Annotated in this window: 26 protein-coding genes; 10 read left to right on the top strand and 16 right to left on the bottom strand. The window is 70.7% G+C overall.

Going from position 1 to position 25279, the window contains the following annotated elements:
* Positions 1 to 212 precede the first annotated feature (212 nt).
* A complete protein-coding gene (locus VGV06_09110) occupies positions 213 to 851 on the bottom strand; it encodes a vitamin K epoxide reductase family protein (protein ID HEV2055317.1) in 639 nt (212 codons plus the stop codon).
* A gap of 107 nt (positions 852 to 958) precedes the next feature.
* On the opposite strand from VGV06_09110, the gene VGV06_09105 reads away from it, so the two are divergent.
* Both VGV06_09105 and VGV06_09100 read left to right on the top strand, forming a co-directional pair.
* Positions 959 to 1813: a VOC family protein gene (locus VGV06_09105; GenBank protein ID HEV2055316.1), complete on the top strand. Its 855-nt coding sequence runs from the start codon at positions 959 to 961 to the stop codon at positions 1811 to 1813.
* Positions 1814 to 1820: 7 nt separating this feature from the next.
* Positions 1821 to 2189 carry a nitroreductase/quinone reductase family protein gene (locus VGV06_09100; protein ID HEV2055315.1) on the top strand — a complete coding sequence of 123 codons (369 nt, stop codon included), beginning with the start codon at positions 1821 to 1823 and terminating at the stop codon, positions 2187 to 2189.
* A gap of 124 nt (positions 2190 to 2313) precedes the next feature.
* Here VGV06_09100 and VGV06_09095 read toward each other — a convergent pair whose 3' ends face one another.
* Positions 2314 to 3891 (bottom strand): tetratricopeptide repeat protein, encoded by a 1578-nt coding sequence (locus VGV06_09095; GenBank protein HEV2055314.1) that lies wholly within the window; start codon positions 3889 to 3891, stop codon positions 2314 to 2316.
* Positions 3888 to 4685 carry an enoyl-CoA hydratase/isomerase family protein gene (locus tag VGV06_09090; GenBank protein HEV2055313.1) on the bottom strand — a complete coding sequence of 266 codons (798 nt, stop codon included), beginning with the start codon at positions 4683 to 4685 and terminating at the stop codon, positions 3888 to 3890. Before VGV06_09090 ends, VGV06_09095 begins: the two co-directional genes overlap by 4 nt.
* 113 nt (positions 4686 to 4798) lie before the next feature.
* On the opposite strand from VGV06_09090, the gene VGV06_09085 reads away from it, so the two are divergent.
* Positions 4799 to 5077: a NifU family protein gene (locus VGV06_09085; GenBank protein HEV2055312.1), complete on the top strand. Its 279-nt coding sequence runs from the start codon at positions 4799 to 4801 to the stop codon at positions 5075 to 5077.
* A 12-nt stretch (positions 5078 to 5089) separates the two neighbouring features.
* On the opposite strand, the gene VGV06_09080 is transcribed toward VGV06_09085, so the two are convergent.
* Positions 5090 to 5740, bottom strand: coding sequence for a protein-methionine-sulfoxide reductase heme-binding subunit MsrQ (locus VGV06_09080; GenBank protein ID HEV2055311.1), 651 nt, complete (start codon positions 5738 to 5740; stop codon positions 5090 to 5092).
* A gap of 7 nt (positions 5741 to 5747) precedes the next feature.
* A complete protein-coding gene (msrP, locus tag VGV06_09075) occupies positions 5748 to 6716 on the bottom strand; it encodes a protein-methionine-sulfoxide reductase catalytic subunit MsrP (protein HEV2055310.1) in 969 nt (322 codons plus the stop codon).
* Positions 6717 to 6880: 164 nt separating this feature from the next.
* Between msrP and VGV06_09070 the strand changes: the two genes are divergently transcribed.
* A complete protein-coding gene (locus VGV06_09070; GenBank protein ID HEV2055309.1) occupies positions 6881 to 7555 on the top strand; it encodes a M48 family metalloprotease in 675 nt (224 codons plus the stop codon).
* 12 nt (positions 7556 to 7567) lie between these two features.
* Here VGV06_09070 and VGV06_09065 read toward each other — a convergent pair whose 3' ends face one another.
* From VGV06_09065 to glnD, 4 genes are read right to left on the bottom strand one after another with little or no spacing between them, the layout of a single operon-like run.
* Positions 7568 to 8062 carry an RDD family protein gene (locus VGV06_09065; GenBank protein ID HEV2055308.1) on the bottom strand — a complete coding sequence of 165 codons (495 nt, stop codon included), beginning with the start codon at positions 8060 to 8062 and terminating at the stop codon, positions 7568 to 7570.
* Positions 8059 to 10152 (bottom strand): lytic transglycosylase domain-containing protein, encoded by a 2094-nt coding sequence (locus VGV06_09060; GenBank protein ID HEV2055307.1) that lies wholly within the window; start codon positions 10150 to 10152, stop codon positions 8059 to 8061. The genes VGV06_09065 and VGV06_09060 overlap by 4 nt, the downstream gene beginning before the upstream one ends.
* A gap of 9 nt (positions 10153 to 10161) precedes the next feature.
* Positions 10162 to 10749, bottom strand: coding sequence for a CDP-alcohol phosphatidyltransferase family protein (locus tag VGV06_09055; protein ID HEV2055306.1), 588 nt, complete (start codon positions 10747 to 10749; stop codon positions 10162 to 10164).
* Positions 10750 to 13455 carry a [protein-PII] uridylyltransferase gene (glnD, locus tag VGV06_09050; protein ID HEV2055305.1) on the bottom strand — a complete coding sequence of 902 codons (2706 nt, stop codon included), beginning with the start codon at positions 13453 to 13455 and terminating at the stop codon, positions 10750 to 10752. It abuts the gene before it with no gap.
* A 160-nt stretch (positions 13456 to 13615) separates the two neighbouring features.
* Here glnD and hisC point away from each other — a divergent pair, with 160 nt between their 5' ends.
* Entirely contained in the window at positions 13616 to 14707 is a 1092-nt protein-coding gene (hisC, locus tag VGV06_09045) for a histidinol-phosphate transaminase (GenBank protein ID HEV2055304.1), read from the top strand.
* Between the two features lie 31 nt (positions 14708 to 14738).
* Here the strand turns inward: hisC and VGV06_09040 are convergent, their stop codons facing one another.
* Together VGV06_09040 and VGV06_09035 are read right to left on the bottom strand one after the other, a co-directional pair.
* Positions 14739 to 15248 carry a cyclic nucleotide-binding domain-containing protein gene (locus VGV06_09040; protein ID HEV2055303.1) on the bottom strand — a complete coding sequence of 170 codons (510 nt, stop codon included), beginning with the start codon at positions 15246 to 15248 and terminating at the stop codon, positions 14739 to 14741.
* Between the two features lie 16 nt (positions 15249 to 15264).
* A complete protein-coding gene (locus VGV06_09035) occupies positions 15265 to 15612 on the bottom strand; it encodes a hypothetical protein (protein HEV2055302.1) in 348 nt (115 codons plus the stop codon).
* A 59-nt stretch (positions 15613 to 15671) separates the two neighbouring features.
* On the opposite strand from VGV06_09035, the gene VGV06_09030 reads away from it, so the two are divergent.
* On the top strand, positions 15672 to 16625 hold the full coding sequence (locus VGV06_09030) for a P1 family peptidase (GenBank protein ID HEV2055301.1): 954 nt from the start codon (positions 15672 to 15674) through the stop codon (positions 16623 to 16625).
* Positions 16626 to 16670: 45 nt separating this feature from the next.
* Positions 16671 to 17090, top strand: coding sequence for a DoxX family protein (locus VGV06_09025; protein ID HEV2055300.1), 420 nt, complete (start codon positions 16671 to 16673; stop codon positions 17088 to 17090).
* 90 nt (positions 17091 to 17180) lie between these two features.
* On the opposite strand, the gene VGV06_09020 is transcribed toward VGV06_09025, so the two are convergent.
* From VGV06_09020 to VGV06_09000, 5 genes are all read right to left on the bottom strand, one after another.
* Positions 17181 to 18230: a cupin domain-containing protein gene (locus VGV06_09020; GenBank protein HEV2055299.1), complete on the bottom strand. Its 1050-nt coding sequence runs from the start codon at positions 18228 to 18230 to the stop codon at positions 17181 to 17183.
* 70 nt (positions 18231 to 18300) lie between these two features.
* Positions 18301 to 19149 (bottom strand): alpha/beta hydrolase, encoded by an 849-nt coding sequence (locus VGV06_09015; protein HEV2055298.1) that lies wholly within the window; start codon positions 19147 to 19149, stop codon positions 18301 to 18303.
* Between the two features lie 11 nt (positions 19150 to 19160).
* Positions 19161 to 20456: a homogentisate 1,2-dioxygenase gene (locus VGV06_09010; GenBank protein ID HEV2055297.1), complete on the bottom strand. Its 1296-nt coding sequence runs from the start codon at positions 20454 to 20456 to the stop codon at positions 19161 to 19163.
* A gap of 24 nt (positions 20457 to 20480) precedes the next feature.
* A complete protein-coding gene (locus VGV06_09005) occupies positions 20481 to 21146 on the bottom strand; it encodes a cyclase family protein (protein ID HEV2055296.1) in 666 nt (221 codons plus the stop codon).
* A 12-nt stretch (positions 21147 to 21158) separates the two neighbouring features.
* Positions 21159 to 22496, bottom strand: a complete 1338-nt coding sequence (locus tag VGV06_09000) for a hypothetical protein (protein ID HEV2055295.1) — start codon at positions 22494 to 22496, stop codon at positions 21159 to 21161.
* Between the two features lie 222 nt (positions 22497 to 22718).
* Here VGV06_09000 and VGV06_08995 point away from each other — a divergent pair, with 222 nt between their 5' ends.
* The 3 genes from VGV06_08995 (at position 22719) to VGV06_08985 (ending at position 25232) form a co-directional block, all read left to right on the top strand.
* The gene (locus VGV06_08995) at positions 22719 to 23471 is read left to right on the top strand and encodes an SDR family NAD(P)-dependent oxidoreductase (GenBank protein HEV2055294.1); all 753 of its coding nucleotides are present in this window, start codon (positions 22719 to 22721) and stop codon (positions 23469 to 23471) included.
* Positions 23472 to 23513: 42 nt separating this feature from the next.
* Positions 23514 to 24056, top strand: a complete 543-nt coding sequence (locus VGV06_08990; GenBank protein ID HEV2055293.1) for a DinB family protein — start codon at positions 23514 to 23516, stop codon at positions 24054 to 24056.
* A 210-nt stretch (positions 24057 to 24266) separates the two neighbouring features.
* A complete protein-coding gene (locus VGV06_08985; GenBank protein HEV2055292.1) occupies positions 24267 to 25232 on the top strand; it encodes an NAD(P)-dependent oxidoreductase in 966 nt (321 codons plus the stop codon).
* The last annotated feature ends 47 nt before the right edge of the window (positions 25233 to 25279 follow it).

The raw sequence follows: 25279 nt of genomic DNA, 5'->3' as shown, positions 1-25279 counted from the left end.
GTGGCGTAGCGGAACTTCGACAGCTCGGCCAGCCTGTCGAGGGACATGACGCCCTCGTATTTCTGCCCGTCGATCACCCAGGTCGGATAGGAGCGCACGGGCACCTTCTCACAGAGATCCTGGCGCGGGTTGACGCCCTTGGGATCGCACTCGATGTACGGAAGCTCTCGCGCGGCAGACCCGAACCGGGCCTTTTGCTCTGTGCACGCGGGTCACCAGAAGGCGCCGTAGAAGATGCCCTGACTCTTCGCCAGGTGCTGGGCGAGCGCGGACTGGTAGCCGGCCGGCACCGAGAAGTCGGCGGCGAAGATGAAGGCGCCGAAGACGACGGTGAAGATGCCCGCGGTGATCCCGAGCGCCGCCAGCCTGCCGGGCTTGTAGACCGCGGCCTGCCGGCCCTGCGCCGGTGGGCGCCGCCACAGCATGGCCACGAGGAGCGCCACGGAGATCCCGCCCGAGCCTAGGCAGTACGGGCAGGTCGCGCCGATGACGAAGATCGAGATGTACGTCAGGTAGAGGGAAAAGGCGACGGCGCCGGAAACCAGCATGAAGGCCGCCTGCCAGCGGCGCGCGGTCCGCGGCATCGCGGCGAGCACGGCGATGGCCAGGTAGATTCCGGCGCCCCACATCGCGGTCGGCACGCCGGCCAGCAGCGAATAGCGGCTCGCCTGGACGAGATCGCAGCCGCTGCCGCCCCGGCAGAGGAAGGCCTGGGTGCCGCCGAGCTTGAGCGCGCTTAGGTACCCCGCGACGCCCAGCCCCACGAGGGCCAGCGCCACCAGGATCCAGTCGGGCCGCGCCAGCTCGGGTGCGGCCGTCTCCACAACCTGCGGCTTCTTGAGCTTCGGCATGTCTCTGTCCTCGGGAGCCCTCGGGTCTCCGACCGGATCCGGGCGTTTTGTGTCAGGATTATCGCACAGAGGCGGCGGCGAATGAGCCCCGCCCTCCGGGAGGCGGCATGCTCGAGCGGGTCGACCGGGTGCAGCTCGTCGTCAAGGACAGGCAGGCTGCCGCGCGGACCTTCGGCGAGGTGCTGGGCGCTCAACCCGTGCGCGCGGCGCCGAGCGCGTATCTCGGCGCCGCGCGGCTCGTCCTGGCCCTGGGCTCGAGCGAGGTGGAGCTCTGCGAGCCCTCGGGCCCGGGTCCGGCCGCCGAGCACTTGAGCGCCCAGGGCGAGGGGCTGATGACCGCAGGCTTCTCGACGCGCGACATGGCGGCGCTGACGGCCAACCTCGAGCGCCACGGCTGCCGCTTCGCCTCGGAGGGCGCGCAGGTCTACCTCGAGCCGTCGGTAACCCTCGGCATGCGCGTGGTGCTTACGCCCGACGCCGCGCGCCCCTCCGTCGGGCTCGTCAGCCATCTCTACGAGGTGACCAACACGCTCATCTCCGACTGGCGCGCGGCGGCCGACCGCTACAGGCGGATCTTCGACCTCGACCCGTCGCGGGTCTCGCCGATCGCGAGCGAGCGCTTCGGCTACGTCGGCACGCTGGCCATGTTCAACCCGAAGGACCGTCTCGACCGTATCGAGATCTCGCAGGTGACCAACTCCAAGTCGGCCATGGGGCGCTGGGTCGCCAAGCGCGGCGACTCGCTCTACATGTGCTACGTCGAGGCCGACGACGTCCGGCCCATCATCGAGCGGCTCGCGGCGCGCGGCGGCCGCTTCACGACCCGCGGCCCGGACCCCGCGACCGAGCTCGACGGGCTCTGGGTCCACCCGTCCGCGCTCTGCGGCCTTCTCCTCGGCGTCTCTCGCACGACGGTCGGCTGGGAGTGGTCAGGGCAGCCGGCCCGCGTCGCGCGCCCGTAGCGCGAGGATGGCGCACCCGGCGGCGGGCGACGAGCAGGAGTTCCTCTACCTCACGACGCGCGGCAGGAAGACCGGGCACGCGCGCCAGATCGAGATCTGGTTCACGCGCCGAGGGCGCAGCTACTACCTCGTGTCCGAGCACGGCCCGCGCGCCCACTGGGTCCAGAACCTCCTGATCGAGCCGCGCGTGCGTTGGCGGGTCGGCACGGCTCGGCTCCGTGGGCGGGCGCGTGTGGTCAGGGCCGAGACGGCGCCCGCGCTGGTCCGCGACATCCAGGCGCGCTCGAAGAGGAAATACGGCTGGGGCGACGGCCTCGTGGTCGAGCTCGACCCCGGCCCGCGCCGCCCCCGCCGCCGCCCCCGCGGCGACACCTGACCAGGCCGCCGATAAGGGCCCATCTGCTTCGTTGGCTCGGTCGCTCCTCGCTCAACGTACAGGAGTACGCCTCGCGTGCGGCCATCGGGCGCCGCCTCGCATCTGGACCCTTCTCGCCGGCCTTCTAGCGGCGGGGGTTTTGTATAGAGTGGCGCGCGCGGATGTCGCGGGCGCGCTCGTCGATCTCGAGCGCCTCGGCGTCCCGGCGGGCGCGGCGAAGCACCCCGGCGTAGTTCTCCAGCAGGCCCGCCAGCGTCGGGTGATCCGGGCCGAGATTCTTCTCGACGATGGCGATCGCCTGCGGGTAGAGCCGGGCCGCGTCCTCCCAGCGCCCCTGGGCGCGGTAGACCTCCGCCAGGTTGTTGAGCGTGATGCCGACGCGTTGATGCGCCGGGCCTACTGATTTCTCGAGGATGACGAGCGTGCGCCTGTAGAGCGGCTCGGCCTCGGCGTAGCGCCCCTGGACATGGTAGAAGGCCGCCAGGTTGTTGAGGCTCGTGGCGACGCTCGGATGCTCGGGACCTAACGCCTGCTCGCGGATCGAGAGCGCGCGGCGGTAGAGCGGCTCCGCCTCGGCGTAGCGCCCCTGGACCCGGTAGAGCTCCGCCAGGTTGTTCAACGACTCGGTCACCACCGGAGTCTCGCGGCCGGGGCCCGGATCGAGGATGGCCAGCGCGCGCTTGTAGGCGGCCTCGGCGTCGGCGTAGCGCCGCTGGTCGAAGTAGAGGAGCCCGAGGTTGCCGAGCGTCGCCCCCACGTCCGGGTGCCGCGGGCCCAGCCGCGCCTCCCGGATGGCGATGCTGCGGAGGAAGAGCGGCTCGGCGTCGACGTAGCGCCCCTGCACGCGGTAGAGGTCGCCGAGGTCATTGAGCGTGCCCGCCAGCGCCGGGTGATCGGGACCCAACGCGCGCTCCTGGATGGCGAGCGTGCGGCGGTAGAGCGGCTCGGCCTCACGGTACCGCCCCTGCGCGTTGTAGAGCGCGGCCAGGCCGCCCAGGGGCAAGGCCGTCTGGATGTGGTCGGGGCCGAGCGCCTGCTCGACGATGGACAGCGCGCGCCGATAGAGCGGCTCGGCGTCGCGGTAGCGCCCCTGCTCCCTGAATAGACCGCCCAGGCTCGACAGCGGCCGCGCCACCACGGGGTCGGCGAGGCCCAGAGCCTTTTCGTAGATGCGGATGGCGCCGCGATAGAGCGGCTCGGCCTCGGCGTAGCGCGCGCGGGCCTGGTACACGGCGGCGAGCCCGGCCATGGAGGCGGCCGTCGAAGGGTCGTCGGGACCGAGCGCCTTCTCGGCGATCGCCATGGAGCGGCGGAAGAGCGGCTCGGCGGCGGACGCCTGCCCCTGCTGGAGCCACACGGCGCCCAGGTTGTTGAGAGCCGGGACGAGGGCTCGGTCGCCCGGCGACACGGCCTTCTCGGTCACGGACAGCGCGCGGCCGAAGAGCGGCGATGCGTCGCGGTAACGGCCCTGCTCGCGATACAAGACACCGAGGGCGCTCAGGCTCCGGGCGAGCCTCAGGTCGGACTCGCCGAAGCTCTCCGCCTTCGTAATCGCGGCGACGTAGAGGCGTTCGGCGTCCCCGACCTGCCCGGCTTCCAACGCGCGGTCGGCCGCGCCGAGGATCTCCTCCCAGCCTGGGGACTGGGCGGCGGCCCAGCCGGGCCAGCAGAGCAGCAGGGCGAGCGCGAGGCCCCGGGTCACCGCGCCGAGGGGAAGACCGGCTGGCGCTTCTCGCGGATCGCCTGGATGCCCTCGCGGACGTCGTCGCCCATGAAGGTCAGCATCTCGAGGGCCAGCGACTGGTCGAAGATCGGTCCCGCTTGTCTCAGCCAGTTGTTGAGCGCGCGCTTGGTGAAGCGGATCGAGGGCTGGCTGCCCCGCGCCAGCGACTCGGCCACGGTCCACGCGACGTCCAGGACCTTGTCGGCCGGCACGGCCCGGCTCACGAGCCCGATGCGCTCGGCCTCGCGCCCGTCGAGGAACTCGCTCGTCAGGAGATAGTACTTGGCCTTGGCCATGCCGCAGAGGAGCGGCCAGATGATGGCGGCGTGGTCGCCGGCCGCGACCCCCAGCCGCGTGTGGCCGTCGGTGATGCGCGCGGTCTCGGCGATGATGCTCACGTCCGCGAGGAGCGCGACGACGAGCCCGGCGCCTACCGCAGGGCCGTTGATCGCCGAGACGACGGGCTTGTCGAGGTTGATGATGTTGTAGACGAGGTCGGAGGCCTCGCGCATGGTGCGGGCCGCCGCGGCGGCGTTGCCCGCCATCTCCTCCACCAGCGACATGTCGCCGCCCGCCGAGAAGGCGCGTCCCGCGCCGGTGACGAGGGCGACCCGGGCGGCCGGGTCGGCGTCGATGGTCAGCCAGACCTGGGTCAGCTCCCAGTGAAGCCGCGCGTTGGTCGCGTTCATCACCTCGGGGCGGTTGATGGTGATGAGCACGACGCCGCTCGGGCGGCGGTCGAAGGTCAGGTGCCGGTACTCCGCGTAGTCCATGGCTGAATCCTCCGGGTGGGGGGTCTCGGGCGATGCTAGGGGCCGGCGCCGTCACTGTCAAGGCGCGAGGGAGCCGATCGGGTGTAAGCTATGGGCCCCAGGGAGGTGGGCCCATGAGCGACGATCTGATGACCAGGGTGCAGGAGCTGATCGACTCGACCATCAACCCCGCGGTGGCGGGGCACGGCGGCTTCGTTCAGCTCGTCGACGTGAAGGACAAGAAGGTCTACATACAGATGGGCGGCGGCTGCCAGGGGTGCGGCGCGGCGGACGTGACGCTCAAGGCCGGCATCGAGCGCCTGATCAAGGAAGAGATGCCCGAGATCGAGGAAGTGCTGGACTCAACCGACCACGCGTCGGGCACCAACCCCTACTACACGCCGGCCAAGTAGCGCCGAGACGGGCTACGACGGCCGGGGCGCCCGGTTCCGGCCGTCGTCAGCCAGCACCGGCCGGAGGCGTGCCGCGCGCCGGCCCAGCCAGCCCCAGAGCCTCACGCCCAGCAGGACCGCCAGCGCGATCGCGAAATAGTACGGCGTCGTCCGCCCCTTTTTCGCCAGCCACAGGAAGTGCAGCACACCCAGGCCCCCGATCACGTACGCGAGCTTGTGCAGGAGCCGCCAGTTGGCCCCGCCCAGCCGCTTGATCATCCCCGAGGTGGAGGTCGCCGCCAGCGGGATCAGCAGCAGGAGCGCCAGCATGCCCACCGTGACGAACGGGCGCTTGAGCACGTCTTCCCACATGCGCCGCCAGGCGAAGAAGTGGTCGAGACCGATCCACACGGCGAAGTGGAGGCACACGTAGAAGAAGGCGAAGAGCCCGAACAGTCGCCGCATCTGAATCGGCCAGGACCAGCCGAAGAGCGCGCGGAGCGGTGTCATGCCGAGGCTCGTCAGCAGCAGCACGAGGGCCGTCAGGCCGAGCGTGCGGGTGATGTAGTCGATGGGATTGGCGCCGAGGTCGTCCGTCAGGAAGCCGCGCACCAGCACGCCGAGCGGGCAGAGGCTGCCGATCCAGACGGCGGCTTTGAGCGCGACGCGAACCCGGTAGCCCATTGGGCGTCTAGAAGGCTTTCTTGAGGTCCATCCCGCTGTAGAGCGACGCGACCTGGTCGGCGTAGCCGTTGAACATGAGCGTATCGCGGCGCCGCAGCTCGCCGATGCGCCGCTCGGTCGCCTGGCTCCAGCGCGGGTGGCTGATCTGGGGGTTGACGTTCGAGTAGAAGCCGTACTCGTCGGGCGACGCCTTGTTCCAGGAGGTCTTGGGCTCCTCGGACGTGAACCGGATGTGCACCAGCGACTTGGCGCTCTTGAAGCCGTACTTCCATGGCACGACCACGCGAATCGGCGCGCCGTTCTGGTTGGGCAGCACCTGGCCGTACAGGCCGACCGTCATGAGCGTCAGCGGGTGCATCGCCTCGTCGAGGCGCAGCCCTTCCGTGTACGGCCAGTCGATCACGAAGCCGAAGAGCCCGCGCTTCTGGCCGGGGAACATTTTCGGGTTGACGAGCGTGGTGAACTCCACGTACTTGGCCTGCCCCGTGGGCTCGACCCGCTTGAGCAGGGCGGAGAGCGGGAAGCCGATCCACGGGATGATCATGGACCAGGCCTCGACGCAGCGCAGGCGGTAGACACGCTCTTCGAGCGGGAACTTGAGCAGCTCGTCGATGTCGAAGGTCTTGGGCTTGGCGCAGAGCCCGTCCACCTTGAGGGTCCACGGGCGGGTCTTGAGCGACGCGCCATGGGCCGCAGGGTCGCCCTTGTCGGTGCCGAACTCGTAGAAGTTGTTGTAGGTCGTCACGCTCTTGTACGGGGTCAGCGCGTCCTGCACCTGATAGGCAGCGCTCTTCGAGGCCTGGAGCGGCTCGAGAGCGCCCTGGGCGAATGCCTCCCGGCCCCAGGGCAGGAGCGCCAGCGCCGCGGCGCCTGTCATGAAGGCCCGGCGGTTGAGGTACACCCCGTGGTCTGTGATCTCCCGGGAGGGGATGCCCTCTCCGCGGAGCCTTCTGTCGCTATCGCGCCTGACGAGCATGCGTTGTGGCCTCCCTGGTGGTGAGACTCACCTTCGATGCTAACAGGTTCGCCGGGAGCCGTGTCACGCGGCTGTGAACTCCCGGGCCTCCCGATCTGGCCGGCCCCTAAGCGTCCCTTTTCCTTGGGGCATGGGCGGCCCCTGGGTCTACGATATTAGGTCCTATGGCACGCTGGGCCGCGGTGCCGCTCTTCGTCCTGGCCATCTTCGTCGCAGGCTGCGCGGGGTTGCCCGCCGGGACCTATTACCCCCCGCCCGGCGACCCGAACACCCTCCGCGTGGCCAACACGCTGCACCGCGCGGCAGTGGCCGCCGGCGACGACCCGGCGCGCTACACCTTTGCCCTCATCAAGACCCGGCACCCGACGGCCTTCACGGACGAGGACGCGACCTTCTACTTCTCGGACGGGCTCGCGCGGATGCCGACGCCGGTGCTCCAGGCCGTGATCGCCCACGAGGTGGCCCACGAGGTGCTCGACCATATCGGCACACGGCGGCGCATGGCTGTCGGCATGACCGGGGGCTTCGGCGCCGCGGGCTTGTTCGTCCCCGGAGTGGGGCTGCTCGATTTCATGGTCAACCCGCTGGTGGTGCGCGCCTTCTCGCGCAAGCAGGAGCTCGCGGCCGACCAGCGCGCCGTGGAGATCCTGCGCGACATGGGCGAGCCAACGCCGCGCCGGAGCCTTGCCGAGGCGCTCCGCGCCGTGGACGAGGCGCCGGTCAGGAGCCTGGCCGGCGCGGGCGGCGCGCTGGACATCCGCCCGTCGCTCAAAGAGCGGCTCAGCGCGCTCGAGCCTCTGGAACCCCTGCCCGTGGCGGAGGCCGCGCCCAAGCCCTGAGCCGGGCTGCGTTCAGGCGCCGAGCGGGCTCATCTCCGCCGGGCCCGGCGCTGCGGCAGCCGGCGCCGCTGACACCACGACCACCCTCGTGCCTGCGAGCCAATCTGCCAGGCCCCGCCGCTCCGCCGTGAACAGCACGCCCGCATAGCCCAGCCCGAAGCTCGCAAGGGAGAGGAGCCCGCCGAGACACCGGAGCCCCGCGCGTCCATAGCCGACCGCGCCGCCGTCGCGCCCGATCACCACGATCCCCAGCGCCATCTTGCCGAGCGACTGGCCGCAGCCCCCGACGAGCACGACGTGGTAGGCGATGTGGAGCGCGAACGCCAGCGCCGGCGTGGTCAGGAGCACCAGCGCCAGGTCGAGGAGATCGCGCGGCGGGTTCTCGAGCGCCCAGAGGCCGATCACGAGCCACATCGAGCAGAGGAGCCAGGCGGCGAGGCCGACCAGGCAGTCGAGGCAGTGGGCCAGCAGCCGGCGCCAGAAGCCGGCCGTGGCCGGCGTCGTCACGGCCTTGCGCCCGCCAGCGGCGCGCCGTAGAGGCGGCGGTACTCCTCCCACGAGAGCATCACGCGCCGCACGAAGAACCGCGTCTCATCGAAGGGAATGAGCTCCACCCAGACCTCGACATCGTCCGTGGCCCGCGCCTTCCACCATTCGCGCACCCGCGCGGGCCCCGCGTTGTAGGCAGCGATGGCCAGCCGCGGCTCCCCGAACTCCTTCATGAGCCCCGCCAGGTAGAGGCTGCCGAGAGCGAGGTTGGCGCCGGGATCGGCCAGCATGTCGTCGCCCGCCGGCAGCCCGCGCCCCTTGGCCAGCTGGCGCGCGGTGTCGGGCATGAGCTGCATGAGCCCGCGCGCGCCCACGCGCGATCGCGCCTGCGGGTCGAAAGATGATTCCTCGCGCACGACGGCGGCGACGAAATACGGGTCCAGCGCCGCGCGCGTAGCGGCGTCGTTCAGCTCCGTGCGCCAGCCGAGCGGGTAGAAGAAGTCCCAGAAGGCCCGCGGTAGCGAGGGTGGGGCGCTTCGGGCGAGGCCGATGAAATGCCGCCTCAGGATGCGAAGCGATTGGAAGTGTCGCGCCTCCTGCGCGTAGGCGGCCGAGAGCGCGTAGAGCCGACGGGGGTCGCCCGTCGAACCCCGCACGGCCTCGTCCATTTCCTCGTCGGCGAAATCGCCGAGCCCGACGGCGCGGAGCGCCTCGACCCGCGCGTATGGCGCGTCGGCCTGGAGCGTCTCGCGCGGGTCGACCGGCAGCGAGGCCGCGAGCTGGGCCGAGGCGGGGTTGCGCGCCGGGTTCGCCTGGGCGCGAGGCGCGCGGCGAGCGGCCAATACGCCGTAGTAGCTGCGCGGCGCCTCGGCCACGACATTGGCGAACTGCCTGGCCGCGCCCTCCGCATCTCCACGCTGCTCATGCGTGCGCCCGATCCAGTACATCGAGGCGTCGCGATAGCCCGGGCTGGCCGTCCGGACGCCCTGGATGCGGCCCCAGCGCTCGGCGGCCTCGGCATACTCTGCGCGCAGCCACGAAAGCCAGCCGAGCCGCCACGCCGCGCGCAGCCCCTCCTCGGACTCCGGATAGCCGTGCGCCAGCCTGAGATAGGCGGGCTCGGCCGACTTCGGGTCGGGGCCCGATTCGAGGAGCCGCGCCTTGAGAAGGAGCGCTTCGGGGACTTCCGGCGCCTTCGGGGAATCGGCAGCGAGCCGGTCCACGGCGGCGATCGCGCCGTCCCGGTTCTTCCTCTGCTGGATCTTCGCCGACTCGAGGAGCCACGGCGCGCGCTTGTCGGCGGGCGACAGCCCGAGCCCGCGGTTGACCGCCGCGAGCGCCACATCGTCCCGCCCCGAGCGCCGCGCGCCGTCCACCACCACGCGGAGCGCCCTCAGCGTCAAGTCCACGGGCCGCGCTCCGGCGAGGACCGCCTCCGCCTCGGTGCGCGCCTGGTCACCGACACCGGCTGCCGCCAGGCGCTCCGCGCGCTCGACGCGCTGGACCGGGGTGAGTGGGGCGACGGGAAGGCCTCGCGCCTCGAGGGCGCGAAGCTCCCGCGCCGCCGCATCGGCCTGCGGCGTGGCGGGGGCTGAGAGCCAGAGATCGCGGAACGCGACCGCGGCCTCGCCCGCGCGGCCGGCCGCGGCGAGAGACTGGCCCATGCGGAGCCGCGCCCGCGGCGCCTGGGCGTCGTCGGGGAACCGGTCGAGGAAGCGGCGCCAGAGCCCGGCCGCGCCCGCGTCGTCTCCAATCCGCGAAGCCTGTTCGGCGGCAAGGAGAAGCGCGGGCGCCGCGGCGCGGCTGTCGGGCGCGGCGTCGGCGGCCTGCAGCGCCGCGGCGCGCGCGGCGGAGGCGTCGCCAAGGCGCGCCAGGCTCTCGGCCTGGTGGAGCAGCGCGTACTCGGCGATGGGGGATGCGATGCGGCTGACGTCGCCCAGCTCGCGCGCGGCCTGCGCCCAGTCTTGGGCCCTGTACGCCCCGAGCGCGGCGGCGAAGCGCTCGCGCGCCTCGGGCGACAAGCGCGGGACCGCGGGTCCTGCCGCCCGGACGGGGACGGTGAGGACCAGGAGGGCGAGGCATCCGACGGCAGCGAGCGCCCGTCGCATACTTCGAGTCTACCGCAGGGACGTGTCGCGGGCGATTTTCCGGGTGTAGACGATCCGCTGGATCGCCGTCAGGTTGGTCAGCAGGGCGAGCAGCGCCATGACGGGCGTGAGCAGATGGAACGTCGCCCCCACGATGAGAGCGATGAGCCGCTCCGGACGCTCCATCACGCCGATCTCGCAACTCACGCCGATGGACTGGGCGCGCGCCTTCGTGTAGCTGACCATGACCGTGCCGGCGAGCGTGGCCATGGTCAGGATCGCGCCCGGCGTGTCGGTCGTGTGCTCGTAGTAGACCAGGATGCCGAGCAGGACGGCCAGGTCCGAGTAGCGATCCACCACGGAATCGAGGAACGCGCCGTAGTCGCTGTCCGAGCCGGCGAGGCGCGCGACCGCACCGTCGAAGAAGTCGAAGAGCCCCGCCACCGCGAGCAGCGCCGCCCCCCAGCGCAGGCGCCCCACGGAGAAGACGTAGGCCGCGGCGATGCTCACGCCGAGCCCCAGCACGGTGAGATGGTTCGGGCGGACCCGCGCGCGAAAGAGGAGCCGCGCGACAGGGTCGAAGAAACGGTGCAGCGGGGCCTTGTAGTGACCGAGCATCTACAGCGGCTTCAGGAGCGCGTCTTCCAGCGCTCCCCGCACGCGGGCCATCTCGTCGGGATCTTCGATGCGGAGGCCGTGCGGGTCCGCGACGTAGAAGGTGTCGAAGGCGTGGTCGATGTCCGTGGCGATGCGCGCGCTCGCGATCGACAGCTCGAACCCCGCCAGCGTCCGGGTAATGAGGTGGAGGAGGCCCACGCGGTCGGGGCACTTGACCTCGACCACGGTGTGCGTGTCCGACAGGTGGTTGTCGACGGAGACCTTGGCCGGGCCCGGGACCGGCTCGTCGCCGGAGCGGCTGCCCCGCCGCGCGGCCAGGAGCTCTTCCACCGTCTGCTCGCCCAGGAGCACGCGGCGCAGCGACTGGAGCGTCCGGCGCCAGCGCGCCTCCTCGGTCACCGCCTCGCCGAAGGGGTCGTTGACCTGGAAGGTGTCGATGGCGACGCCGTCGGCGCGTGTGTGGATCTGGGCCGAGAGGATGTTGATGCCGTTGGCGGCCAGGCTGCCCGCGATGAGGGAGAAGAGCCCCGGCACGTCGCGCGTGACGATGACGAGGTCCGAGGAGCCCAGGTCCGGGTGGTGGAAGAGCTCGGTCGCCACCGGCTCGTCCTCGAGGCGCTCGATGAGCCGCATGTGCGCGGCGATCCTCGCCGGCGGTGTCGTCGCCAAGTAGCGCTCCGAGGTCATGGCGAGGTGCCCCGGCACCGCGCGCTTGAGGCCTGCGTCCCGGAGCTCGGTCAGGACGCGCTGGGCGACGTCTTGGAGCGTGAGCTTCTCAGGGCGGCCGCCCGTCAACCGCTGGAGCGCGGCGCCATAGAGCTCCCAGAGGATCTGCGCCTGCCAGCCCGTCATGACGCCGGGGCCGACGGCACGCATGTCGGCAAAGGTGAGAAGGTAGAGCTTGCGGAGGCGCTCGGGCGTGCCGCAGAGCGCGGCCAGCGCCTCGACCGTCTTGGGATCGTTGACGTCACGCCGCTGGGCGATGTGCGAGAGCGCGACGTGCTGGGCGACCAGGAAGACCACCGCGCCTGCGGCCTCTCCCTCGAGCCCGATGCGCGCCGTCAGCTCCTCGGCGAGCGGAATGCCCTTGGCGACGTGGCCGTGCCCCTTGCCCTTGCCGATGTCGTGCAGGAGCATGCCCAGCATCAGCAGGTCCGGCCGGTGGACCTCGTTCAGGACCTGCGCGATCCCTTCGGAGGAGGCGGACGCGCCGGGCGCCAGCGCCTCGAGATTCTCCACGGCGAGGAGCGAGTGCTGGTCCGCCGTGAACTTGTGGTAGACGTCGTACTGGACGAGGCAGGTCAGCGCGTCCCACTCGGGCAGGTAGCGCCCGAGAAAGCCCACCTCGTGCATCTGGCGGAGCGTCTGCGCCACGCGTCCCCAGTTGCGGCAGATGTCGAGGAAGAGTTCGCGCGCCTCCGGCGAGCGGCGGAAGCCGTCGTCCACGAGGTCGAGGGCCTCCTCAACCGCCCGCTCCACGTCCACGCCCAGCTCGAACCCGAGCCGGTGCGAGTGCCAGAAGGCCTTCATGAGCCGCGCGGGCTCGGCGCGGAAGTCGCGCCCGTCGGGGTGGACGAGGTGGATGCGCTCGTCCATCACGAAGAGCCCGTCGGCCAGCGCCTCCTGGCGGAGCCGGCGCAGCGCGGTGCCTCTCCGCGAGAGCGTCTCCTGGCAGCGCGCGATCAGGCGGCTCGACACCCGGTGGATGACGCGGGCGTGGAGGTAGTAGTCGCGCATGAATTTCTCGACGTCGAGCGAGACCTCGTCGCTCTCGTACGCGAAGCGCTTGGCGATCTGCGGCTGGACGTCGCGCGAGAGCACGTCGTTCTTGTGGCCCGAGAGGAAGTGGAGCTCGTTGCGCACGCGCCAGAGAAAGGTCAGGGCCGCGTCCGTCAGCCGCTCCTCGCGCTGGGTGATCAGCCCCTTCTCGAGGAGATCCCGCAGGGTGCGCGCGCCGAACTTGGTCGAGGCGAGCCACATCGCCGTGTGGAGGTCTCGCAGGCCGCCCGCCGACTCCTTGACGTTGGGCTCGCCCATGTAGGGCGAGCCGCCGAACTTCCGGTAGCGCTGGTCCCGCTCGGTCAGCGCCGTCTCCAGGAACTGGCCGAAGTCCTTGCGGTAGACGTTCTCGGCCAGCACGCGGCGGAAGCGCTGGAAGAGCCGCCGGTCGCCGACCACGTAGCGCGCCTCCTGCATGGAGGTACGCGACGCGAAATCCGTGCGGGCCATGGCGACGCAGTCGGGAAGACTCCGGACCGAATGCCCGACCGTCAACCCCAGGTCCCACAGCGTGTAGAGCAGCACCTGTGTGACGCGCTGGACGAAGGGCCCCATCTCCCCGTCGTAGATGACCATGAGGTCCAAGTCGGAGAGCGGGCCCAGCTCCCCGCGCCCGTAGCCGCCCAGGGCCACGAGCACGATCACCCCGGGGACGGCGCCCTCCTTCTTGGCGTCCTCCACGGCCAGGCGGAAGATCGTCGAGAGGAAGCCGTCCATGAAGGCCGCATAGGCCTGCACCGACTGCTGGCCCGAGGCGCCGCCGAGGTGGGCGGCCTTGAGGAAATCGACGTTCTGGGCAAGGTGCTGGCGGAGGAGCTCGAGCCTCAGCCGGCGCCGGCGCTCCGCACCTTCGGCGGCCGTGCCTTCGAAGCCCCGCTCCGCCTGCGCCTCCACGCGCCGGAGTTGGCGGAACAAGTCCGCAGACATGTCGAAACCCTACATGGCAGGGCCAGGGATGTCAAACGTGGCGCGGACTTGGACGGCGGGATGATCTACCCAGCACTCGGCTCGCCTCCGGCTGCGCCTCGAACGATCTACCCAGCACTCGGCTCGCCTCCGGCTGCGCCTCGAATTACAATAACGGCCCATGAGACGGATCTGGCGCGAGGCGCTCTCGGCAGTGACGCCCTATGAGGCAGGCAAGCCGCTCGAGGCGCTCGAGAAGGAGCTGGGGCTGGCGGCCATCCTCAGGCTCTCGGCCAACGAGAGCCCGCTGGGCCCTTCCCCGATGGTCATCGAAGCGCTGCGCCGCGAAGCGCCGCGCGCCCACCTCTACCCGGACGGCGGCTCGACGGCGCTCCGCGAAGCGATCGGGCGGCGGCTGGGTGTTCCGCCAGGCTGGATCATCGCCGGCAACGGCGGCGACGAGATCCTGGGGCTCATCGCGCGCGCGGCCTTCGAGCCCGGCGACGAGATCCTGATGCCGCACCCGGCCTTCGAGCCCTACGACATCGAGGCGCGCCTCTCGGGCGCCACGCCCATCAGAAGCCCGCTCAAGGGCTACGACACCGACCTCGACGACATCCTGGCGCGCGTGACCCCGCGCACCAAGACCGTCTTCCTCTGCACGCCTCACAACCCGGCGACGACCATTATCAGACGCGAGCCGCTCGAGCGGTTCCTCGCCGCGCTCGGCGATGACCCGCCGCTCGTGGTCCTCGACGAGGCGTACCGCGATTTCTGCGACGATCCGGAGACGGCAGACGGCGTCCCGCTCGCGAAGCGGTACCCGCGGCTGATCTCGCTCCGCACCTTCTCGAAGATCGCGGGGCTGGCGGGGCTGCGGGTGGGCTATGCGGTGGCGCAGGAGGAGGTTATCAGCTGGCTGGGCCGCGTGCGCGCACCCTTCAACGTCAATCGCTTCGCCCAGGTCGCGGGCGTCGCGGCGCTCGAGGATGCCGCGCATCTCGAGCGGACCCGCGCGCTCATCCTCGCCGAGCGCCCGAGGCTCCTCGCTGAAGTGGCGCGGCGCGGCGCGCCCGCGCCCCCCTCACAGTCGAACTTCATCCTCCCGCGTGTCGGCGGGCAGGCGGATGCGCTCAGGGCGGCTCTCCTCAAGGCGGGGATCCTGGTGCGGGACGGCGCGGCCGTGGGCTTCCCCGGCCATCTCCGGATCGCCGTCAGCACCCGCGAAAACAACGACCGCCTGCTCAAAGCCTGGGACCGCGCCGCCAGCTAGCGCTCCTACCCAGTCGCAACGTCTCAACAGGTCAGCTGCGGTCGGCGCTCTCGAGCGAGCGGATGCGGCGGGACAGCGTGACGAGGAGCCGCTGGGTCAGCTCGGGCACCTCGCGCAACAGCTCCTGGAAGTTCTTCCTGTCGATCACCAGCACGCGGAGCGACGTCGCCGCCCGCACCGTCACGGAGCGCGGTCCTCCGTCGAGGAGGCTCATCTCGCCGAAGAAATCGCCGGGCTTGAGGAAGACCCGCTTCTTACCCGGCTTCTCCACGGCCGCCGACCCGTCGAGGATGACGAAGAACTCGTCGCCGGGCTGCCCGGCCCGCGTGAGCGACGTGCCCTCGGGCACCTCGACCACGCGCGAGATGTCGGAGAGCGAGCGCAGCTGCTTCTGGGTGCAGTCGGCGAGCAGCGGGACTTCCTCCAGGTGACGGATCTTCTCGTCATGGCTCACGCGAGGCCCGGAGGGGTCCGCTCGGCGCAGGGCATCTTTGAGGTCCTGCGGGATCGAACCGTCGAGGATCCTGCCGATCAGTTCCATGCGGCCTCCTTCGGCGTTACCAGCGAGCGGGCGGCTTGGCGCCCCGCGCCTTGTCGTCCCCCGCCTTGGTCGCCGCTTCCCGCTCGGCGTGCAGCGCGCGGAGGTCCCGTTCGAACTTGCCGATGCGCTCCTGGGCCAGGGCCGCCTGCAGTCGCAGGTCCTCGGCTTCCTTGTAGACGCGCGTCATTTCCTTCTGGAGCTTGGCCGCTTCGTGCCGCGCACCGGACCACTTGACCCAGAGCACCGCCGAGAGCACCACGAGGACCAGGCAGGCGGCGATGAGGGCCCAGGGACGCCGCGGCGGCCGCTCGTCCCGCAGCGGGCCGGCGTCCTGCTCGTCCTCTGGGGAGCGATCCCTGCGCATGTCACTTCGAGACTAGCATCACGGGGTCGGGCGCCGCCAGAATTTGCTAGAGTGCGGCCGTGATTCCGGGCGTCCACGTGGGCCACGTCACCGATCTCCGGTCGCTCACCGGCTGCACGGCCATCCTGCCTGAGCGGCCGGCGGTGGGCGCGCTCGAGATCGCCGGCTGGGCGGCGGGGGTCCACGGCATCGAGTTCCTCGACCCCCGCCACCTGGCGCCGACGGTGGACGGCATCGTCTTAGCAGGAGGCAGCGCCTTCGGCCTCGAGGCCGTCTGGGGCGCGATGGAGTATCTCGAGGAGCATGGCCGGGGCTTCCCGGTCTCCCGCACCGTGGTGCCGCACGTCGCGGGCGCGATCATCTTCGATCTGAACGTGGGCGATCACCGCGTCCGGCCGGACCGCGCCATGGGCTACGCCGCGTGCGCCGCGGCCCGGCCGGGGCCGGTGGAGGAAGGCAGCGTGGGCGCCGGGACGGGCGCGACGGTGGGGAAGCTCTACGGCATCGAGCGCGCCATGCGCGGCGGCCTCGGCGTCTCGCGCGTGGAGCGGGATGGCGTCGTCACGGCCGCGCTCATGGTCGTCAACGCGGTCGGCGACGTGCGCGACCCCGTCACGGGCCGCCTCATTGCGGGAGCGCGGGACGCGGCCGACGGCAGGCGGCTGGTGGACTCAGCCGCGGCCCTCGAGAGCGGCGCACCGCCTCCCGGATTCCGCCCCGTCAACACCACCATCGGCGTCGTCGTCACGTCGGCCGCCCTCGGCAAGGCCGAGGCCGCGCGCGTGGCGCGGCTGGGCCTCCAGGGATTCGAGCGGGCGCTCTCTCCCCCTCACCTGCCGACGGACGGCGACGCCCTCTTCTGCCTGTCCGTCGGGGACGCGCGGGCCGATCTCGCGTCGCTGGGCAGGGCGGCGGCGGAGGCCGTGGCGGCGGCGATCGCGCGAGCCGTGCTCTGCGCGACGTCACTGCCGGGCCTCCCGGCGGCGCGGGAGATCGAAGCCCAGAATTCTTGAAGTGCCGCGCGCGGCACGGGGTAGAATCCGGGAGTAGAAGTTGCTTTGCGCCCACTCGGCGCCGCCGTTCTCCGGATCATGCTGGGCGTGGTCTTTATCGCCCACGGCTACTACGTCTACGACGTAGTCACTTCCGACGCGCCCAGCGCGATGATCACCAAGCGGCTCGGCCTGCCCCTCGGCGACTACATCACGTCATACATACTCCTCGCCCATTTCGTCGGCGGCATCATGCTGATCCTCGGGGTCTTCACTCGCATTGCGGCGATGGCGAACCTGCCCATCATGATGGGGGCGGTAGTGCTGTTCCAGTTCGACCAGGGGTTCTTCCTGCGAGGGGTGATCATCGACGCCGCGTGGGGCAAGGCGGACGTGGTGGGCTACGAGTACGCGCTGTTCGTCCTGGCTGCGATCCTCGCCCAGTGCTTCCTCGGCACGGGCGCCCTCGGGCTGACCAAGAGCTAGCCGGGCCTTCAGCGCAATGCTCCTTTAGATTGGCACTCGGGGCGATCGAGTCGCCCCTCAGCTCGGGCGCACCACGGTGCACGTGATGAATTAACGCGTTTCTTCCATCCAGAGCCCGAGCGCGCGCAGCGCCGGCTCGTCATTGAAGTGGAAAAGACAGGCCGGAGCCGACGCCGAGAGGTTCTGGTGCTGGACCCACTGCCAGGGCGGAACGGCGACACAGTCGCCCTGCTCCCAAGTGAAGGTCTCATCCCCGATCTTGCTCTCGCCGCGGCCTTCGATCACGTGGAAGACCCCGCTCGCAGTCCGGCGCTCTGCCGGCGTCCGCTCGCTGGGGCGCAGCCACTGCGCCTCGCAGCCCATCGTGCGGAGCGGAAAGGTTCCGGTGCGCGGGTTGACGTAGCGGAGGACGACCGGCCGGCCGGCCGTCGCCTCAGCCGCCATCGCCTCGAGCGCGCCCCGCACCGTGCTCCACGGCCAGCGCACCTGCGGGTAGCCCGTGTCCTCGTACCGCGAGGCGCGGGGCACCATGCCCGCGGCGGTGAACTCGTCCTGGGAGGAATCGCCTGTCGTCGAGGGGGCGGCCGCCGGGCGCATCTTCGACGCCCAGGCCGCCTCGAAGCTCCGGACGAGCGGGATGTCGAGCCCGTCAAGCCAGATCACCGGCTCCGTCCCCTCGTGGCCGTGGTCGTGCCAGCGCATCGGCGGGGTGATGATGAGGTCTCCCGGCTCCATCGCGCACTTGACGCCGTCCACGGTCGTGAAGGCGCCGCGCCCCTCGACGATCAGCCTGAGCGCGGCCGGGGTGTGGTGGTGGCTCGGCGCCGTCTCGCCCGGCAGGATGATCTGGAGCCCCGCGAACAAGGTCGCCGTCGCCGCGTACGCTCCACCCAGGCCCGGGTTGCGCAGCACGAGCACGCGGCGCTCGGCCTGCTCGATCGGCACGAGGCGCGCCGCCTCGAGCAGCGGCCCGCGCATCTCGGTCCAGCGCCAGCGGTGGGGCACCGCGCGGGTCATACGCTCCTGAGGCAAGAGCGCGTGCAGCGCCGTCCACAGCGGCGCCAGGGAGAGCCGGTCCAGCCCCGCCGAGTACTCGGCGGGCAAGTTCGGATCGCGGGTCGTCATCGAGCTAGAATCCACGTTCATCTCCACCCAGGTGACGTAGGAAAGTGCTTCAGCATACGGGCGCCCGCAGGCGCCGTCAAGAACGTCACCCGCGGCGTGCCGGGCTGGGCGTCACGACCCGATCGAGCCAGGTTGTCACGATCGAGCAGAAGCCCGCGGGGTCGTCGAGGATCAAGTGGTGCCAGGCGTCCTTCACCTCGGCGAACTGGCCGCGCTGCACCGCGGTGGCGACGCGGAGCCACGCGTCGCGGTCCATGATCCGGCTGCCCTCGCCGCGCACCACAAGCGTGGGGCAGACGACGCCGGGCAGGAGCGGCCAGGCGTCGGGCCGCGCCTGGGCGAAGACGCGACGATCGAAAGCGTAGTGCCAGACGCCGCACTTCCGTTCGACGACGGCCGCCTCGCCGAGATGGCGGATCCAGTCCGCGGGCGCCTTCGTCTCCGGCGGCGAGAGCCGGTAGCGCGCGCCCGCCTCGGACGGATTCGCGAACTCAGGGCCCGGGCGCTCGACCTGCTTGAGCGCCCAAGCCGTCTCGTCCTCCGACCATTGGGTCATGGTGTCGGTGATGACGAGGGCGCCCACCCGATCTGGGAATCGGGCGGCGAGATACGCGCCGACGTAGCCTCCCAGCGAGTGACCGATGACGAGCGGAGACCGCCAGCCGAGGGCGTCGAGGACGGCGACGATGTCGGCGGCGTAGTCCGCGGGCCGGTAGGCAGGGGGCTCGGACCAGCCGCTGCCGCCGTGGCCGCGCAAGTCGAGGGCGGCGACGGAGAAGCGCTCGGCCAGGAGCGGCGCGGTCCAGTCCCACCAGTGGCTGTGGGCCGCCAGCGAGTGGAGGAGGAGCGCCGGCGTCCTGCCGGGCTCGCCCCACTCGTGGAGCCGGAGGCGCAGACCGTTCACCTCGATGTCGCGCGCGGCGCCGCAGGCCATCCTAAGCGGCTCTACTCCTCCGATGCTCCAGGCCTCAGCGTGTCGCGGGCGTCCGCCAGGCGCTCGGCCTCGCTCCGCACCTTCGCCAATCGTCCCGGGTCGTAGAGAAAGCGCGGCTCCGTCGTGTAGCCCGACCAGCTCGCCATGTAGTCGGGCCGTGACAGCCCGAGCGCGAAGTCGGAGATCTTCGCCGGGTTGGCGAAGTCCGCCATGATGCCGACCTCTCCGAAGAGCTGCGGGCGCTTGTCGTCAAGAAGGGCCCCGAGGGCCTTGGGATGGGGCCCGTGGGGCAGCCCGACGGGGTGCACCGAAACCATGCCCTCCGAAAAAACACCGCCGCGGCTGAAGAACTTGCCGGTGTGGTACCCGAGAGTCTCGCAGTAGTCGAGATTGTTGTGGAAGAAGGGCACCCAGAGCCCTTCCTTCTCGGCCGAGCGCACGGTGAAGACGCAGATGTAGCAGCCGGGCAGGATGAAGACCGTGTGCCCCGAGGGCGGCACGTGCGAGCGGTCGGCGACCAAGGGACGCACGTCCTCCACGGCGAACTTGTACGGCAGGTACGTGCCGCGCCAGCCGACCGCGTCGAACGGATGCGTCGCGTGCACGCGGCGCGCGTAAGTGCCGTCGGTCTTCGAGACGATCTCGAAGCGCCCGGCTTCGTTGCGCGTGTCGAGCGAGCGCGGGAATTTGTAGTCGCTCCGGCTGTGGGTGAGGAACTGCCCCGTCGTCACGGCCTCGGCCTTCTCCGGGTCGCCCGCGAAGCTCTCGTAGACCCAGTAGTACTGCGGGCCCGGGTCGCACTCGAAGCGGTGCGTGATGCCCTTGGGGATGATCAGGAAGTCGCCCTTGCGGTAGGCGATGGGACCAAACGTGGTCTCGAGCGTGCCCGAGCCCTCGTGGACGAAGAAGACGAGGGTAGCCGAGTGGTGCTCGAAGAAGTAGTCCATAGGCGCCGCCGGCGCCGTCACGTTCATCGCCGCCGTCGCGTTGGCGATCAGGCGCCCCATGCCGCGATAGACATCACGCGGCGCCTCGGGCTTGAGCACTCCGAGCGCGTGGTGGACGCCGCCGACAGGACGGAGCGCCGACTCCCAGTGCGGCGCGAAGGTCGCGCCGTCGAGCAGACGGCTCTCCTCGGGCAGCCAGTTCGTGGGCGGGTAGAGGTGGTAGGTGTGGCTGACCTTGCCGGCGAAGCCGCCGCGGCCGTGCTCCTGCTCGTACACGTGGCGCATGAGCGGTCCCGCGTGCGGTGCGCGCGGCACGATCCCGACCTCGGGCACTCCGCTGAAGTACTCGAATTTCTCCATGGTCGCCTCCTGAGTCAGCTGTGCCTAGACGGTGGCGAAGAAGCGCGCGGGCGCCCCCTCGGTGCCCGCGATCTTGTAGAAGGGCGCGGCGAAGTCGACGCGGCGGCGGGGCAGCGCGCCCAGGTTGGTCAGCCCTTCCATGATGACCACGCCCGCGCCGAGGATGACCCGGTGCATCGCGAAATCCTCGGAGGTGAAGTCAGCCAGCCGCGCGCAGTACTCCTCGAAGAAGTCGAAGCCGATGTTTTTTGGACCCCGGTCCACCAGCCACTGCGCAGACTCCGGTGGGAAGTACGGCGACTGCGTGAAGTAGTCGGGCCACGTCCCGTACATCTTGTCGGTCCAGCCGGTTCGCAGCAGGACGATATCACCGCGCTTGACGTCGCCGGCGCCGGCCTTCTTGAGGTCGTCGATCGTGATCGCGTGATTGGCGCCGACCCAGGAGAGGTCCACGACCAGCGCCTCTCCCATCACCTGGTCCAGCGAGATCTCCGCGGTCGTGATGCCGTTCTTGAAGACGTGGAGCGGCGAGTCGATGTGCGCCCCGGTGTGGAGGCTTTGGTGGACGCTCGAGACCTGCCAGAAGCCGGGCCCCCGATTGTGCGGCGTGACCTCGAGCCGCATGTTGGTCGAAGGCGGGCTCATGGTGCTCGAGTCCACGGTGACGGAGAGATCGATAAAGCTTCCCATCCGGCCTGCCTCCTAGGGCTTGCGCGCGATGGCGCGCGCCGCCCCGCTGAGCTCCACGATGTGCACTCCCGTGTTCGCGCGATCGGCGAGATAGACGAGCCCACGGTCGTCCACCTCGACATTGTTGGTCTGGATGGCGACCTTGCAGCGGTCGGCGCCATTCACCTTGACACAGCGCTTGTCGGTATTGGCCGTTGCCGCCGGGATGAAGTACGCGACCTCGCGCGGGTGGAAGGGATCGCGGATGTCCACGGCGCGCACGCCCGCGTTGAAGTACGCGATGAAGACGAGCCGGCCATGGTAGATCGGCGTGAATGACTCGCTGCTCGAATGCGGCCCGAACCGCCCGCCCCGGCGGCAGAAGTCGCCCGGGTTGGCGGGCACCTCGAAGGTCGAGACGGAGAAGGGGCGCGCCTCCGTGGTGACGTCCACCAGGAAGGTGAGCTGGCGAAACTCCTGACACTCGTTGCGGAGCGACTCGGAGACGAGCAGCACGAAGTCCCGCACCTGCCCTTTGGCGTCGCCCGTCCTGTCGGTGATGGGCACGCCCAGGATGGGGAAGCTCGTGTGCCCGCCCCACGCGGGCGACATGTCGAGGCGTCCCACCTGCGGGTAGAGGAGATTCTCCCTGGTGGGCGCGAACCGGTCGGCGGCGCCCGGGTCGCCGGCCAGGAGCTTGTCGCGATCCACGATCTGCAGCGCGCCGTCCGCGCCCGTGCCATAGGCGAAGTAGACGCGCTTCCGGTAGGCGATGGGCCCGTGCACGCCCTCCGGCGCCGGCCCGGTCGACCCCGGCTCCTGACCCACGAGCCCGAAGTCGCGAATGAAGCGCGGCTGCGCGGGATCGGAAAGATCGTAAATCTTGGTCATGCGATGGGTTCGCCAGCCGGCGGGCCGCCCGTCGGAGACGAGGTAGGCGATGCCCGTGTCGCACTCCCACCAGTTCTTGTGCGTGGCGTCGAGGCCGGAGACCACCGTGGTGAGGAATGCCGGACGGGCAGGGTCGCTGACGTCCCAGACCTCGTGGGCGAGGTTGCCGAGGGTGCGAAGAAGATACGTTTTCTCGGCCGTTCCACGGGGAAGTGTCTTGCCGTCGCACACCCGGACCATCGATGCCCCACCCGCCTCCGCCTCGCCGGAGGCGCCCGGAATGTGGTGGAGGTAGCGGGCGCGGCGCGGGTCCGTCACATCCACGATGGAGGTGCCGTTCCGCTCGACCTGGCCCGTGAGCGGATTGAGCCGCGTACCGCCGTGATGGCCGACGTAGGCGATCCAGCGATTGCCCTGGTGATGGATGACGGGCTGGTAGGCCGAGCGGCCCTGGAGATCGTCGTGGGCAAGGAGCCGCATGTCGTGCTGCTCCGCCTCGCGGGCAGGCGGTTGCTGAGCCGCGCCATGGGAGGCAAGGAGAGTTACGAACGCCAGGACGAACCCCGGGGCCCCCCACCTGCGCCACGCATATGGGAACTTCACTCTCGCCATGTCATCCCCTCCATCGAGCTGTCGGGGCCCAAGACTAGCATCGGCGCTCCGGGTATGCTATCCGTCTCATTCACCACAAGGGGGTCCAGGATGCGGCTCGACGGGAAAGTTGCGATCGTCACGGGCGCGGCCAAGGGGATAGGCGCAGCCATCGTCGAGACCTGCGTGCGCGAGGGCGCGCGCGTCGCCGGGCTCGACCTCGACGGCGGCGGTGTGGAGGCGCTGGCGGAGAAGCTGCGAGGGCGCGGCGCCGACATGCTCGCGCTCCGTGCCGACGTGACGCGCTCGGCCGAGATCGGCCGGGCTCTCGATGCCGTCCTGGCGCGCTGGGGACGGGTGGACATCCTCATCAACAACGCGGGCGGCTTCGCGGTGATCCGCGCCACCGAGGACATCACTGAAGAGGAATGGGACGCAATCGTCGCCTCCAACCTGACGAGCGTGTTCCTCTGCTCCAAGGCGGTCCTGCCGATCATGAAGCGGCAGCGCTACGGCCGGATCGTGAACCTGGCCTCCGTGGTCGGCCGCGCCGGCGCGGTCCGCGTCACCTCCCACTACGCGGCGGCCAAGGCCGGCGTGATCGGGTTCACGCGTCACTTGGCCCTCGAGGTCGGCGCCGACGGCATCACCGTCAACGCGGTGGCGCCCGGCACCACCGCGACCGAGCGCGTGCTGAAGGCCCGGACGCCCGAGGAAACGCGGCGGGTGGCCGAGGCCATCCCCGTGAGACGTCTGGGCGAGCCCGGGGAGATCGCCGAGGCCGTGGTCTTTCTCGCGTCAGACTCGGCGGCGTTCATCAACGGCGCCACGCTCGACGTCAACGGCGGCCAGGTCATGGCGTAAGCCCCAGGTGATGGCCTGAGCCCCAACTTAGGTTGTGAGCCAATGACCGATACGCTCCTTGTGGAAGCCCGCCGCGAGCTGGCGCGGCTGCCCTCGGTACTGGAGGCCCTGCTGTCCGGTCTCGACGAGGCGGGCGCGCGTACGCGACCGGCGACGGACGAGTGGTCGCCGGTCGAGATCGTCTGCCACCTGCGCGATGAGGAGACCGAAGACTTCGGCGCCCGCCTGCGCGTCATCGTGGACGGCGCCGACGAATTCGCCCCGATCGATCCGGAGCGCTGGGCCAAAGAGCGGCGCTACCACGAGGCGAATTTGCCCGATGTGCTTGAGGCGCTCCGGGTGCGCCGCCAGGCCAGCCTCGACCTGCTCGCTTCCGTCACGCCGGAGGCGCTCGAGGGATCGCGGACTCACAAACGGCTCGGGCGCCTCTCGGGGCGCGACATCCTCGCGGCATGGGTGGCTCACGACCGCATCCATCTGGCACAGCTCGCCGGGACACTCGCGCGGATCTGGGCGCTTCGATGGGCACCCCTCCGGGCCGAATACGCGGGCTCCATTCCCTACTCGCCGGACCCGCAGCGGTGACCTCACCCCCCGCAGTGGGGCAGGCCGGTTGCCATCGCCCGGACCCTGTGCTACTTCTCACGCCGTCGCGCCAGAAGATCGACAAGGAGGCGCTCATGCGCAAGCTGCTCGGCATCACGCTCGCTCTCGTCGCCGTCGGGCTCATTCTGCCGGAGACGGGTCCCCTCTCCCCCACCGGGGGAGAGGGCAGGGTGAGGGGGCTGTGACTCCATGACCGCCGTCGGCATCGTCGGGCTCGGTCTCCTCGGCTCCGCCATCGCCTCGCGCTTCATCAAGGCGGGCCATGTCGTCGTCGGCTTCGACATCCTGCCCGCCCGCGTCACAGCCCTCACCGCCCTGGGCGGCAAGGCCGCGCCCTCGGCCGCCGCCGTCGCGCAATCGGCCGAGGCCGTCTGCACCCTCCTGCCCTCGCTCGCGGCAGCCGAGACGGCGGTGCTCGGGCGTGACGGCATCCTGGCTGGCGCGCGGCCGGGCCTCACCGTCATCCAGATGAGCACGATCTCCCCGGCGCTCACTGAGCGGCTGGCGCGCGAGGTCACGGGCAAGGGCCTGGGCTTCCTCGACTGCCCCGTCAGCGGCACCACCTCCATGATCGAGCGCGGCGACGGCAGCTTCTTCGTGGGAGGGGAGCGTGCCCTCTACGATCGCTGGCGGCCGGTGCTCGAATTCGCCCTGCCGCGCGTGGTTCACGTCGGCCGCGTCGGTCAGGCCATGACGCTGAAACTCGTGGCCAATCTCCTCGTGGCGCTCCACAGCGCGGCGGCCGCCGAGGCCCTGACCCTCGCGCGCAGGGCCGGCCTGGATCTCGATCTCACGCTCGAGGTGCTCAATTCGAGCGCCGCGGCGTCGGCCATGCTGAAGGTCCGTGGCCCCATGATCGTGCGCAACGAGTTCCCCGCCCAGATGAAGCTCGACCTCTTCATGAAAGACCTTCACCTGATGCAGGAGGCCGCGGCGGCCGTCGGCGCGCCAATCCCCTTCACCGACCTGGCCGAGCGCCTCTATGCCGCCGCCCAGGCGGCAGGCCACGGCAGCGAAGATCTCGCGGTGGTGGTGACGGCGCTCGAGAAGCAGGGAGCGGGAGGGCGGAAGGCTTCACGTTCCGCGAAGCCTACCCGCCGACGCGCGAAACCAGCTCCCAAGAGCAGCGGAAGACGGCGCCCTCGGCACAGATGACGGTTCGAGATCATCCCGACACCTTCACCCCTGGCGGCCGCCGCATC

The organism is Candidatus Methylomirabilota bacterium (assembly GCA_035936835.1).
Classification (GTDB): domain Bacteria; phylum Methylomirabilota; class Methylomirabilia; order Rokubacteriales; family CSP1-6; genus AR37.
This window is presented reverse-complemented; position numbering and strand designations above follow the sequence as displayed.